Source organism: Polynucleobacter sp. UK-FUSCHL-C3 (assembly GCF_040409815.1).
Taxonomy (GTDB): domain Bacteria; phylum Pseudomonadota; class Gammaproteobacteria; order Burkholderiales; family Burkholderiaceae; genus Polynucleobacter.
Window position 1 is genome coordinate 501,195 of record NZ_CP099959.1, and the last position, 12,905, is coordinate 514,099.

14 protein-coding genes are annotated in these 12,905 nt (G+C 46.6%); 12 read left to right on the plus strand and 2 right to left on the minus strand.

The genetic code is table 11. The annotated features are described in order from the left end of the window. Positions 1-2: 2 nt before the first annotated feature. Positions 3-968 carry a S49 family peptidase gene (locus NKE59_RS02415; RefSeq protein WP_353439331.1) on the plus strand — a complete coding sequence of 322 codons (966 nt, stop codon included), beginning with the start codon at positions 3-5 and terminating at the stop codon, positions 966-968. Here NKE59_RS02415 and NKE59_RS02420 read toward each other — a convergent pair. Both NKE59_RS02420 and NKE59_RS02425 read right to left on the minus strand, forming a co-directional pair. Further along, positions 965-1,750, minus strand: a complete 786-nt coding sequence (locus NKE59_RS02420) for an SAM-dependent methyltransferase (protein WP_353439332.1) — start codon at positions 1,748-1,750, stop codon at positions 965-967. The two genes, NKE59_RS02415 and NKE59_RS02420, sit on opposite strands and share 4 nt — an antisense overlap. Next, a complete protein-coding gene (locus NKE59_RS02425; protein WP_353439333.1) occupies positions 1,743-2,330 on the minus strand; it encodes a Maf family nucleotide pyrophosphatase in 588 nt (195 codons plus the stop codon). The genes NKE59_RS02420 and NKE59_RS02425 overlap by 8 nt, the downstream gene beginning before the upstream one ends. Positions 2,331-2,403: 73 nt before the next feature. Between NKE59_RS02425 and NKE59_RS02430 the strand changes: the two genes are divergently transcribed. The 11 genes from NKE59_RS02430 to lepB all read left to right on the plus strand — a co-directional run bounded on the left by NKE59_RS02430 (position 2,404) and on the right by lepB (position 12,905). After that, positions 2,404-2,937 carry a YceD family protein gene (locus NKE59_RS02430; protein WP_353439334.1) on the plus strand — a complete coding sequence of 178 codons (534 nt, stop codon included), beginning with the start codon at positions 2,404-2,406 and terminating at the stop codon, positions 2,935-2,937. A 73-nt stretch (positions 2,938-3,010) separates the two neighbouring features. After that, entirely contained in the window at positions 3,011-3,190 is a 180-nt protein-coding gene (gene rpmF / locus NKE59_RS02435; RefSeq protein WP_108507995.1) for a 50S ribosomal protein L32, read from the plus strand. A 74-nt stretch (positions 3,191-3,264) separates the two neighbouring features. Beyond that, positions 3,265-4,275 (plus strand): phosphate acyltransferase PlsX, encoded by a 1,011-nt coding sequence (gene plsX, locus NKE59_RS02440; RefSeq protein WP_353439335.1) that lies wholly within the window; start codon positions 3,265-3,267, stop codon positions 4,273-4,275. Next, a complete protein-coding gene (locus NKE59_RS02445) occupies positions 4,272-5,264 on the plus strand; it encodes a beta-ketoacyl-ACP synthase III (RefSeq protein WP_353439336.1) in 993 nt (330 codons plus the stop codon). Before plsX ends, NKE59_RS02445 begins: the two co-directional genes overlap by 4 nt. 38 nt (positions 5,265-5,302) lie before the next feature. Continuing rightward, positions 5,303-6,241 (plus strand): ACP S-malonyltransferase, encoded by a 939-nt coding sequence (gene fabD, locus NKE59_RS02450; protein ID WP_353439337.1) that lies wholly within the window; start codon positions 5,303-5,305, stop codon positions 6,239-6,241. A 19-nt stretch (positions 6,242-6,260) separates the two neighbouring features. Next, positions 6,261-7,004, plus strand: a complete 744-nt coding sequence (gene fabG, locus NKE59_RS02455; protein WP_353439338.1) for a 3-oxoacyl-ACP reductase FabG — start codon at positions 6,261-6,263, stop codon at positions 7,002-7,004. Positions 7,005-7,083: 79 nt separating this feature from the next. Further along, the gene (gene acpP / locus NKE59_RS02460; protein WP_353439339.1) at positions 7,084-7,326 is read left to right on the plus strand and encodes an acyl carrier protein; all 243 of its coding nucleotides are present in this window, start codon (positions 7,084-7,086) and stop codon (positions 7,324-7,326) included. A gap of 21 nt (positions 7,327-7,347) precedes the next feature. Further along, the gene (gene fabF / locus NKE59_RS02465) at positions 7,348-8,595 is read left to right on the plus strand and encodes a beta-ketoacyl-ACP synthase II (protein ID WP_353439341.1); all 1,248 of its coding nucleotides are present in this window, start codon (positions 7,348-7,350) and stop codon (positions 8,593-8,595) included. A 46-nt stretch (positions 8,596-8,641) separates the two neighbouring features. Next, positions 8,642-10,102 (plus strand): DegQ family serine endoprotease, encoded by a 1,461-nt coding sequence (locus NKE59_RS02470; RefSeq protein WP_353439342.1) that lies wholly within the window; start codon positions 8,642-8,644, stop codon positions 10,100-10,102. Between the two features lie 194 nt (positions 10,103-10,296). Then, the gene (gene lepA / locus NKE59_RS02475) at positions 10,297-12,105 is read left to right on the plus strand and encodes a translation elongation factor 4 (protein WP_353439343.1); all 1,809 of its coding nucleotides are present in this window, start codon (positions 10,297-10,299) and stop codon (positions 12,103-12,105) included. Continuing rightward, a complete protein-coding gene (gene lepB, locus NKE59_RS02480) occupies positions 12,102-12,905 on the plus strand; it encodes a signal peptidase I (RefSeq protein WP_353439344.1) in 804 nt (267 codons plus the stop codon). The genes lepA and lepB overlap by 4 nt, the downstream gene beginning before the upstream one ends.

Consider the following 12,905-nt stretch of genomic DNA (forward strand, 5'->3'; position numbering starts at 1 on the left):
CTATGGATACAAAGCAAAGCCCTGAATCAGAAAAATCCAACTCTCAATGGGAGCGAAACGCGCTTGAACTGCTCTTGCTTGAGAACTTAAAAGAGAATCGCAAGGCAAGGCGCTGGAAAGCTCTGTTAAGGATATTGAGTTTGTTTGTGTTGGTGGGCTTAATTTATCAAGTGTTTGATATTCAGTTGCCGGGTAGTGGTGGAAGTGGAAAACATACCGCCCTCGTGAGCATCGAGGGTGAGATTTCCCCAAACTCTATAGCAAATGCCTTGGATATCAATTCAGCGCTTACCGCAGCCTTTGAAAGCAAAGAGGCAGTTGGTGTCGTTTTGCGCATTAATAGCCCTGGTGGTTCACCCGTCCAGGCGGGCATGATTAATGATGAGATCAGACGTTTGCGAACCTTGCATCCTGAGAAACCCTTTTATGTAGTCGTTGAGGATGTATGTGCATCCGGCGGTTATTACATCGCCGTTGCCGGTGACAAGATATTGGTGGATAAGGCAAGTCTCGTAGGCTCTATTGGCGTGGTCATGGGCGGTTTTGGTTTTACAGGGCTCATGGAAAAAATGGGCATCTCTAGGCGCTTAATCACAGCGGGGTCAGACAAAGGTATGTTGGATCCTTTCTCCAAAGAAAACCCCAAACAAGTTGAGATGGTTAAAAAAATGCTTGAGGACATCCATCAGCAATTTATTACAGTGGTAAAGCAGGGTCGTGGCGAACGCTTAAAAAATGATCCTGACATCTTTACGGGGCGCGTATGGAATGGCGAACAAGCTTTGCAATTGGGACTGGTCGATGGGTATGGCACGATTGACTCTGTGGCGCGCGATATTTTGAAAGCGCCTGATTTAGTTGACTACACACTCAAAGAGAATTTTGCTGAACGAGTCGCTAAGCGTTTTGGTGCCGAAACAGGCGCTGCAATTAGCAAAGCACTGATGCGTGGCGCAGAGATGCGCTAAGCCAGCATTAAAAAAATAGCAGGACGATTTTTTAAAACATCATTCATGCTGGATTGATTGGTAAATCGTTTTTGCCATTCGTTGATAGGGGCCGTCCAAATCCATTCGGTTTCAAGACTTAAGTCGATGGCTAGACATAGTTGAGTCTGAGGTAGGAGAGTGGCTAGGCAAGTTTCTAACATCGCCGTATTACGGTAGGGTGTTTCAATCCATAGCTGAGTTTCATGATTTTGTTTGGAGCGATGTTCAAGCTGTTTGATCTTTTTGGAGCGCTCGACAACATCAACCGGAAGGTAGCCATGAAAACTAAAGCATTGACCATTTAAACCGCTCGCCATTAAACCCAACAAGATCGAGCTTGGCCCAACCAAAGGTTTAACCCGTGCCCCCAAATGATGTGCCATATTAATGATCTCTGCACCAGGGTCAGCGACACCTGGAACCCCCGCTTCTGACATCAGGCCCACATCCTCACCCTGTATTAAGGGTTTTAGTAGTTCGTGGGGTTTAAGACCAGTCTTGTTTTTACTCTGAGGTCCGCGCCATTCGTTCATTTGCATGCTTTGGAGAGGGTGACTCAAAGGAGTAATTTGGTTGACGGCGTTGAGTAGGGCTCTTGCGGTCTTTGCATCCTCAACAATCCAATTTTTGAGAGAGGCCATTTGGCAAAGAGCATCCGGTGGAATGACCCGCGATAATTGTGTCACTCGATCTTCTTCACCGAGGGTATTGGGCACTAGATATAAACATCCTAAGACGCTTGTATTTGAAGACTTAGACATGAGGAATTACAAAACCCGCTTCGCGTAAAAGGCCAGAGAGTGCAATTAGGGGTAGACCAATCAAAGCAGTTGGATCATCACTTTCTATTCGCTCAAGAAGAATGATTCCCATTCCTTCCGACTTGGCGCTCCCTGCACAATCATAAGGTTTCTCAATCCGTAAATAATTCTCTAGGCTTTCATCAGGTAGATTACGAAAACGCACAAGCGTGGGAACGCTAAGCGTTTTATATTCTTTTCCCTTAAGAAGACATAAGGCGGTATGAAAGACGACAGTTTGCCCTTGCATCTGTTTTAGTTGGGCAAGCGCTCGCTCATGATTGCCAGGCTTGCCAATGATTTGGCCATGAAGGTCTGCGCTTTGATCGGAGCCAATAATCCATGCCTCGGGGAACTGTTTGCTAAGAGCACTTGCTTTTAATTGGGCGAGTCGCCGTGTCATTGTCTCTGGTAACTCATGCTTTAGGGGGGTCTCATCAACATCGGGAGACGCAATAGTAAATGGCAAACCCAAGCGCTCTAGCAGTTGGCGACGATAAATAGAGCTAGAAGCCAGAACAAGTTGTTTGGTATTTGCCATAAGAAAATTACATTGGGGAATTCAATATTGCAATATTGTGGCTTAGTTTCAAGACTCGTTTTAGACTTCTCCTATGAGTTCTCATTCTGCTAATCCAATCGTTCAGCTGGCAATCACCCCAAAATCCCTTGGGAAGATAGACATATTAGCCCCAGTTTCTTATGTTGGAGAGGGTTTCCTGAATCTGGCAGATTTCGGCAGATTACGAAATGAGGCCGTACACCTTGATCCCCTCGATGGTTTTTATTGCGAACTACGCAGCCATCATCGAGATGGAATGCCAGTATTGGAAATTAACCTTAAGGGGCAATTAACACTGTCCTGTCAGCGTTGTTTGCAGCCCTTGGTATTTGAGTTTGGGCAGAAAAAACACTTTGTTTTTGTGAAAACTGAAGAAGAGGCTGACGATTTCCCCATGGACAATGACGCCGAAGAGGCAATGGTTGCCAGTCACAGCTTTGACCTCTTGGAGGCTATTGAGGATGAGATCTTGCTAGCTATCCCCAATGCCCCAAAACACTCCATTGAGGACTGCCAAATTAGCCAAGAGGGAGGGGGTACAGAACCCCAAAATCCCTTTAAGGTACTGAAAAGTCTGAAGAAATAGTATTAAATTGGTCACCGAATACGGGTTTTTACCTGTTTCTATGCTAGAATTCTTGCTTGCTTAGGAGTTCATTATGGCCGTCCAACAGAATAAAAAATCCCCTTCGAAACGTGGCATGCACCGCGCCCATGACTTTTTGACCGCCCCTGCAATTGCGGTTGAGTCCACTACTGGTGAGGCGCATTTGCGTCATCACGTTTCTCCAAATGGCTACTACCGTGGTCGAAAAGTCGTTAAGACCAAAAACGACTAATTTCATATTGCTGGATTGAAGCGGCTCAAAGCCGCTTTTTTCTTAGACACAATCCACGTTGCAAACATAAAACAATGAGTGTGACCCTTGCAGTCGATGCTATGGGCGGAGATCATGGTGTCTCTGTGACTATCCCAGCCTGCTGCGATTTTTTGCAAGAACATCCTGATGCCATGGTAATAGCAGTAGGTGATCCAAAATTGCTTAATGAAGCCATTAAACAATGTAATGCAGAAATGCTTACTCGTTTTGAGATTATTGGCGCCACCGAAATTGTTCTGATGGATGACCCCATTGAGGTGGCATTGCGTCGCAAAAAAGATTCTTCTATGCGAGTTGCGATTACACAAGTACAGGAAGGTAAAGCAGATGCCGTGATATCTGCAGGGAATACTGGCGCCTTAATGGCGATTTCGCGCTATCTCCTCAAAACTTTGGATGGTATTGATCGTCCCGCCATTGCAACGGCGATCCCAAATGAGCTAGGTAAGGGCACGACAGTATTGGATTTAGGGGCCAATGCAGATTGTGAGCCGATTCATCTTCTACAGTTTGCCCAAATGGCCGATGTGATGTTACGTGTCGTGAACGGTAATCCAAGCCCATCCATTGGCTTACTGAATATTGGTGAAGAGGTTATCAAAGGCAATGATGTTGTCAAACAAACAGCAGAGCTGTTAAGGCAAAGTAATCTCAACTTCTATGGCAATGTAGAGGGCAATGATATTTTTAAGGGGACAACTGATATTGTTGTCTGTGATGGCTTTGTAGGAAATGTAGTTTTAAAAGCCAGCGAAGGCTTAGCAAAGATGATGAGCGGCATGATCCGTGAAGAATTTAGTCGTTCACTGTTAACTAAATTAATGGGCTTGGCAGCACTCTTACCCTTGGGGAGGGTGCGTAAGCGAGTAGACCACCGCCGATATAACGGGGCGGTTTTATTGGGATTACGTGGTTGTGTGATCAAGAGTCATGGATCAGCGGATCGTTTTGCATTTAAGATTGCCCTCGACCGGGCATATGACGCTGCTAAGAACCGGATGGTTGATAAGATTGCAGAAACCTTTGGTATGAGGTCCGCATGAGCGCCGTTCGCTATGCACGCATTGCAGGCACGGGCAGTTATTTGCCAGAGCAACGCGTTAGCAACCAAGATCTCGTTGCACGTCTTGCAAAACAAGGTTTGGAGACCAGTGACGAGTGGATTAAAACCCGGAGCGGGATCTCTGCGAGACATTTTGCTGCAAATCATGAGCTAACGAGCGATTTAGCAGTCAAAGCAGCGCAAGCTGCAATGCAGTCAGCCGCATGCGCTGTCAGTGATATCGACCTCATTATTTTGGCAACGTCCACTCCTGATCATTTGGGTGGGTTTCCTAGTACGGCTTGCGTGATACAGGATAAATTAGGCGCCAAGCATGGGTGCGCAGCCTTTGATGTGCAGGCTGTCTGTGCAGGGTTTTCGTATGCCTTGAGCATTGCTGATGCATTTATTCGGGCTGGTGCGCATCAAAAGATATTAGTCATTGGCGCAGAAGTGTTCTCCCGTATATTGGATTTTACGGATCGCTCTACCTGTGTATTGTTTGGAGATGGCGCTGGCGCTGTAGTCCTTGAGGCATCGGATCAACCTGGCATCTTGGCCAGTGCTTTGCATGCAGACGGTAGTCAGCGCAATATTTTGTGCGTGCCTGGACGAGCAATCTGTGGTGGTATCGAAGGCTCACCATTTTTGACCATGGATGGTCAAGCGGTTTTTAAATTAGCGGTGAAGGTTTTAGAGCAGGTTGCTAACGAGGTTTTAGAAAAGGCTAATATGACCGCTGATCAAATTGATTGGTTGGTTCCACATCAAGCCAATATTAGGATCATGGAGGGCACTGCGCGCAAAATGGGAATGTCGATGGACAAGGTAATTGTGACCGTTGCTGAGCATGGCAATACCTCGGCTGCATCGATTCCATTGGCTTTAGATACTGGCATTCGTTCTGGTCACATTAAGCGCGGACAACACGTATTGCTTGAGGGAGTAGGTGGTGGCTTTGCTTGGGGTGCAGTAATCTTGCGCTACTAATTGATTAACTCCATATAAAACTATTTCATGAGATTGATATGACATTTGCTTTTGTTTTCCCAGGACAGGGTTCTCAATCGGTAGGGATGCTAAATTCCCTTGCTGCTCGGACTGAGGTTCATGCCACTTTGCAAGAAGCATCCGATGCTCTTGGTGAGAATATCGGCAAATTAATTGCTGAAGGTCCAGCAGAGGCTTTGGCATTAACCACCAATACCCAGCCAGTGATGCTTACCGCAGGGGTCGCCTGTTATCGAGCTTGGTTGGCTGCTGGCGGACCAAAACCCAGCGTTATGGCTGGTCATAGTTTAGGCGAGTACTCCGCTTTAGTAGCTTCTGGCGTTATTAGTTTTAAAGATGCAGTTCCGCTAGTACGTTTTCGTGCTGAGGCAATGCAGTCAGCGGTCCCAGTTGGCACAGGCGGTATGGCGGCAATCTTAGGTTTAGAAGATACGATAGTTATTGAGGTATGCGCATCTGCTAGTGCGCAATCTGGAATGATTGTGGAAGCGGTTAATTTCAATGCCCCAGGACAAATTGTTATTGCAGGTGCATCAGAGGCAGTCACCAAAGCATGCGAGTTGCTAAAAGCAGCCGGAGCTAAACGTGCCTTACCCTTACCGGTATCCGCCCCATTTCATTCCTCCTTGCTCAAGCCTGCGTCTGAGAAGTTAAAGACATACCTTGAGAATATTGAGTTTCATGTTCCTACCATTCCTGTAATTAACAATGTAGACGTGAGTATTTTGGATAATCTCGCTGCCATCAAGGACGCCTTGGTGCGCCAGGCTGCCAAACCAGTACGTTGGCAAGAAACAATTCGGGCAATGTCAGCGCGTGGCGTGGGTCAGGTGGTTGAGTGTGGCCCTGGTAAGGTATTAGCTGGCTTAACGAAACGAATTGACGATCAATTGCAGGGTATGGCATTGATGGATGAGGCCAGCCTCATGGAAGTCATGCAAACATTAAAATCGTAGACCTATTAAAGAGACAAGCATGAATTTAGATCTTAAAAATCAAATTGCTTTAGTAACAGGAGCATCCCGAGGTATTGGCCAAGCGATTGCACAAGAACTTGCCGCGTGCGGCGCAACGGTTATTGGAACGGCAACCACAGAGTCAGGCGCACAAGCGATTGCAGCGCGCCTGCAAGCACATGGCGGTACGGCTAAGGTTTTAAATGTCACCGATAACGCAGCGTGTGAAAGCATTATTGAGAGCATTGTTCAAGAATTTGGTCGCATCGACATTTTGGTCAACAATGCGGGGATTACTAAAGATAATTTGGCAATGCGGATGAAGGGTGATGAGTGGACCGATGTCATTTCTACCAACTTAAGTTCTGTATTTAAACTTTCGCAAGCGGTTATGCGACCTATGATGAAGGCACGAAGTGGCCGCATCATTAATATCACTTCGATTGTCGGACATATGGGTAATGCTGGACAGGCAAATTACGCCGCTGCAAAAGCAGGTGTAGCGGGAATGACTCGTGCCTTAGCGCGCGAGATTGGTAGCCGCAATATCACCGTAAATTGCGTTGCTCCCGGCTTTATTGACACGGATATGACGCGTGCGCTGAGTGAAGAGCAGCAAAATAGTCTTAAGGCAAACATTCCCTTAGCCCGTCTAGGCACCCCTGAGGATGTGGCTCATGCAGTGGCATTTTTGGCCTCCCCAGCCGCTGCCTATATCACCGGAACGACCCTGCACGTCAATGGCGGCCTATATTTAGTTTAATTATTCTAGTAAATTGAGACATCGGCTAACAAACTGATAAAATCCTGTAATTCGTTTTAACAAGCCCCGGAGGGAATGAATGGACAACATCGAACAACGCGTTAAGAAAATTGTGGCTGAGCAATTAGGCGTGCCAGAAGCAGACATTAAGAATGAGTCTTCTTTTGTGAATGACCTCGGCGCAGACTCTCTTGACACTGTTGAATTGGTCATGGCTTTAGAAGATGAGTTTGGTATTGAAATCCCAGACGAAGAAGCCGAAAAAATCACCACTGTTCAGCTTGCGATTGATTTCGCTAAAACGAAAGCTGGACAGGGCTAACATCATTATTTAGGCCAAGTCGTGCCCGCATTAAAACAACCACGTCGCGTGGTGGTCACTGGCTTAGGTCTGATTTCACCAGTAGGCAATTCAGTTGCGACCGCTTGGGATAACCTCATTGCGGGTAGTACTGGTATTGCCACCATAACAAAGTTTGATCACTCTGCACTAAGTGTTCACTTTGCTGGGGAAGTAAAAGACTTTAATGTCGAGGAATACGTCTCTGCTAAAGAGGCGCGCCATATGGATACTTTTATCCACTATGGCATTGCTGCTGGCACCCAAGCAATTCGTGACAGTGGTATCACGATTAGCGATCAAAATGCGGAACGTATTGGAGTAATGGTTGGCTCTGGTATCGGCGGCCTTCCCATGATCGAAGATACTAAGTCAGAGTTACTCTCGCGTGGCCCACGACGCATCTCCCCCTTCTTTGTTCCTGGATCGATCATTAATATGATCTCAGGTCATCTCAGTATTCTGTTTAACCTCAAGGGTCCCAATGTGGCAGCGGTAACCGCTTGCACGACCGGTTTGCATAGCATTGGCTTGGCAGCTCGGTTAATTCAGTATGGGGATGCTGATGTGATGGTTGCCGGTGGCGCAGAGTCGACTATTTCGCCATTAGGAGTGGGTGGTTTTGCAGCAGCTCGTGCACTCTCAACTCGCAATGATGATCCTGCGACCGCTTCACGTCCTTGGGATAAAGATCGCGATGGGTTTGTTCTCGGTGAGGGTGCCGGTGTGATGGTGCTAGAAGAGTATGAGCATGCTCGTGCTCGTGGAGCAAAAATCTATGCAGAGTTATGTGGTTTTGGGATGAGTGGTGATGCATACCATATGACTGCACCCAATATGGATGGCCCAAGACGTTGCATGACCAATGCCTTACGAGATGCTGGTTTAAATGCCGATCAAATTCAATATGTCAATGCGCACGGCACGTCCACGCCTTTGGGTGATAAAAATGAAACTGAGGCAATAAAAGCGGCTTTAGGTGATCATGCTAAAAAAGTAGTTGTGAACTCCACTAAATCCATGACTGGACACCTTTTGGGTGGCGCTGGTGGCTTAGAGTCCGTATTTACAGTTCTTGCACTGCACCATCAAAAGTCACCGCCTACTATTAATATCTTTAATCAGGACCCAGAATGTGATTTAGACTACTGCGCTAATGCAGCTAGGGATCTGAGGATTAGCTACGCGGTTAAAAACAATTTTGGATTTGGGGGTACTAACGGTACCTTGATATTTGGGAATACGCCCTAATATTGTCAGTATTGCAACTACTGGATTGAGTTAAGCTCAATTTCTTATGAAAAAAATCCTATTAGCGGTCTTTTCAGTCTTTAGCTGGGGGGTCCTATCTTTTGCCCCTATAACGCAGGCTCAAACACCTCCTCGGGTTGCTTTGCCCGACTTTGTTGATTTAGTCGAAAAGGCAAGCCCTGCGGTTGTAAATATCCGCACCACTGAGAAGCAAGCTACTCAGCAGGCTCAGGGCGGCGCCCCTGGTATTCCTGATGAGCAAGCTGAATTCTTTCGTCGCTTCTTTGGTGTTCCATTACCTGGAGCGCCGGGTGGCCCCAAGGGACCACAAAATCGTCGGGGTCAACCTGAAGAGATTGAGCGCGGGGTAGGCTCAGGATTCATTATCGACTCCTCGGGTGTCGTGCTTACCAACGCTCACGTGGTTGAAGGTGCGACCACTATTTATGTCACCCTAACTGACAAGCGCGAGTTCAAGGCAAAGTTATTGGGCGCCGATAAGCGAACCGACCTAGCCGTTTTAAAGATTGATTCAACTGGTTTACCCAAGTTACCTCTCGGTGACTCGTCTAAGGTGAGAGTAGGTGAGTGGGTTGTTGCGATTGGCTCACCCTTTGGTTTAGAAAATACAGTAACAGCAGGTATTGTGTCGGCCAAGAGTCGTGACACCGGTGATTATTTGCCTTTTATTCAGACGGACGTTGCTGTAAACCCTGGTAATTCAGGGGGGCCTCTTCTTAATACTGCCGGTCAGGTAATTGGGATTAACTCTCAAATCTTTAGTCGCTCGGGTGGATATATGGGAATCTCTTTTGCGATCCCCATCGATGAGGCCATGCGCGTTGCTGATCAGCTTCGCACTACAGGTCGTTTAGTGCGCGGTCGAATTGGCGTGGCGATTGGCGAAATCAATAAAGAGGTTGCCGAGAGTCTTGGTTTAGGAAAACCTCGTGGCGCATTTGTTCGTAATGCTGAGCCAGGTGCGCCAGCTGCACAGGGCGGTATTGAGGCCGGTGATGTGATTCTGAGCTTCAATGGTAAAGACATTACTAAGTCTACTGATTTACCCCGTATTGTTGGCGATACTAAGCCAGGCACTAGTGCTACTGTCAAAGTTTGGCGTAAGGGTACAACCCGTGATCTAACGGTTGTTGTAGCCGATGCCGAACCCGATAAGGCGGTTGCTAAGAAAGTGGAGACCCCAAGTCCACAAGCTGGTACTGCAAACAAGTCCCTAGGTATCAGTGTTTCTGATGTCTCGGATGCAAAGAAGAAAGATCTTGGTAGCAGGGGTGGGGTGGAAATTACCAATGTTGGTGAGGGCGCAGCCGGTCGAGCAGGCTTACGAGTTGGTGATGTCATCGTGCGGATTGGCGATACTGATATTACTGGCGTAAAACAGTTTGAGTCCGCAGTAAAGGCGATGGATCCTAATAAATCAGTTCCAGTCTTTGTTCGACGGGGGGATGGCACGATTGTGGTCCCAATTCGACCAGCTCAAAAATAAGCGCATAGTTTTAGGTTCAAAAAGGGTGTTGAAAGACACCCTTTTTTCATGGGTGCAGGGGTAATATCCCCTTTAGATAAGGAAAATAAGCCCTTTTCCCTATCCCATTACAATGGAGGAAAGACATCTTATTGCAGCGCATCATTGTGTTGCGTTGCGACAAGGCGTTTTGTACAACACCTATAGAACAGCCAATGGATCACATCCGCAATTTCTCCATCATCGCCCATATTGATCATGGCAAATCAACCTTGGCGGACCGAATTATTCAGTTATGCGGGGGCTTATCCGATCGGGAGATGGGTGAGCAAGTCCTTGATTCTATGGATATTGAGCGCGAGCGGGGGATTACGATCAAAGCCCAAACTGCAGCCCTATCTTATAAAGCCAAAGACGGCAAGACCTACAACCTTAATTTGATCGATACCCCAGGGCATGTGGATTTCTCTTATGAGGTTAGCCGTTCTTTGTCGGCCTGTGAGGGCGCATTACTAGTGGTTGACGCCAGTCAGGGTGTTGAGGCCCAAACTGTCGCAAATTGCTATACCGCCACCGAGCTTGGAGTAGAGGTTATTCCTATTCTCAACAAAATTGATCTACCATCAGCAGACCCAGAGTCGGCCAAGAAAGAAATTGAGGATGTTATCGGTATTGATGCGAGTGATGCGGTAACCTGTTCTGCAAAAACAGGCTTAGGTGTTGCTGATGTTTTAGAAGAGATGATTCGGCGTGTACCGCCTCCAAAAGGCGATGTTACTAAACCATTGCAAGCTTTAATTATTGATTCTTGGTTTGATAATTATGTTGGTGTTGTGATGTTGGTTCGGGTAATGAACGGCACCCTCAAACCAAAAGACAAAATTTTGTTAATGGCAACCGGCTCTACCCATTTAGTCGAGCAAGTAGGTGTTTTTACACCGAAGTCATTAACTCGCAGTGAGCTTTCTGCTGGGCAGGTGGGCTTTATTATCTCCGGCATTAAAGAACTTAAAGCTGCAAAAGTTGGTGATACTGTGACGCATGCCGCTGGTCAACAAGGCAGGACTCCCGCAGCAGATCCTCTTCCTGGATTTAAAGAAGTTAAACCTCAGGTGTTTGCAGGGCTTTATCCTGTCGAGGCGAATCAATATGACGCTCTGCGCGAATCTCTTGAGAAACTCAAACTCAATGACGCTTCTTTGCAATACGACCCCGAGGTCTCCCAAGCTCTAGGCTTTGGATTTCGTTGTGGATTTTTGGGGCTTCTGCATATGGAGATCGTGCAAGAGCGCCTAGAGCGTCAGTTTGACATGAGTTTAATTACTACTGCACCAACTGTGGTGTACGAAGTCTTGCAGCGCGATGGCACAACAATCGTGGTTGATAACCCATCCAAGATGCCCGATCCCAGCAAGATTGAAACTATCTTAGAGCCTATTGTGACCGTTAATCTCTACATGCCACAAGAGTATGTTGGTTCGGTGATTACTTTGTGTACTGGCAAGCGTGGAGTTCAAACTAATATGACCTATTTGGGTCGTCAAGTACAGCTCACCTACGAGTTACCAATGGCTGAAATTGTGTTGGATTTCTTTGATCGCCTGAAATCGGTCTCCCGTGGTTATGCATCGATGGATTATGAGTTTAAAGAATATCGTCCGGCTGATGTAGTGAAAGTAGATATTTTGATTAATGGTGATCGAGTGGACGCTTTATCGATCATTGTTCATCGCAGCAATAGTCAGCATCGAGGTCGTGAGGTGGTTGCAAAAATGCGCGGCATTATTCCAAGGCAAATGTTTGATGTTGCCATTCAGGCAGCTATTGGCAGCAATATTATTGCTCGTGAGAACGTCAAGGCATTACGCAAGAACGTTTTAGCTAAATGCTATGGTGGAGATATCTCGCGTAAGCGCAAGTTGCTAGAAAAACAAAAAGAAGGTAAGAAGCGCATGAAGCAAGTTGGTAATGTGGAGATTCCACAGGAAGCTTTCTTAGCCATTTTGCAGGTAGAGGAAAAATGAACTTCGCTTTAATTCTATTTACCTTAGTGGTGATTACCGGCATTGCTTGGATTGCCGACAAGCTTTACTTTGCTCCGCAACGCAAAGCTGCGGGAATAGATCGCATGCCATTATGGCTTGAGTACTCGGCAAGTTTCTTTCCAGTCATTGTGGCTGTATTTGTCCTACGCTCATTTTTAATTGAGCCTTTTAAGATCCCCTCGGGCTCAATGATTCCTACTTTACACATAGGTGATTTTATTGTGGTTAATAAATATACCTATGGAATCCGTTTGCCAGTGATCAACAAAAAAGTGCTTGATGTAGGTACCCCAAAACGGGGCGATGTGGTTGTCTTTCGATATCCCAAAGATGAGTCGGTCGATTACATCAAACGCGTTATTGCAATTCCGGGGGATGAGATCGTATATCAGGACAAAAAAGTAGTTATTAATGGCAAGCCTCTTTTATATGCAGGTGGCACTCCATACCTGGATCCAGAGAGCATGCGTTACGCTAATTTCTACAAGGAAAGTTTTCCAACGGATTTGGGTGGTAATCAACATGAGATTTTGAACGATCCTGATCGCAGCACAATTTATCAACCCGAGCGTTTTCCAGGCGCAGAGTTTTGCCAATACATTGGCACTTCGATGAGTTGCAAGGTGCCTCCAGGCCATTATTTTGTGATGGGTGATAACCGGGATAACAGTTTGGATTCTAGATTCTGGGGATTTGTGCCGGATCAAAATTTAGTAGGGCGAGCCTTCTTTATTTGGCTCAATATGGGCTCCTTGGGACGTATTGGAAGTTTTCAGTAG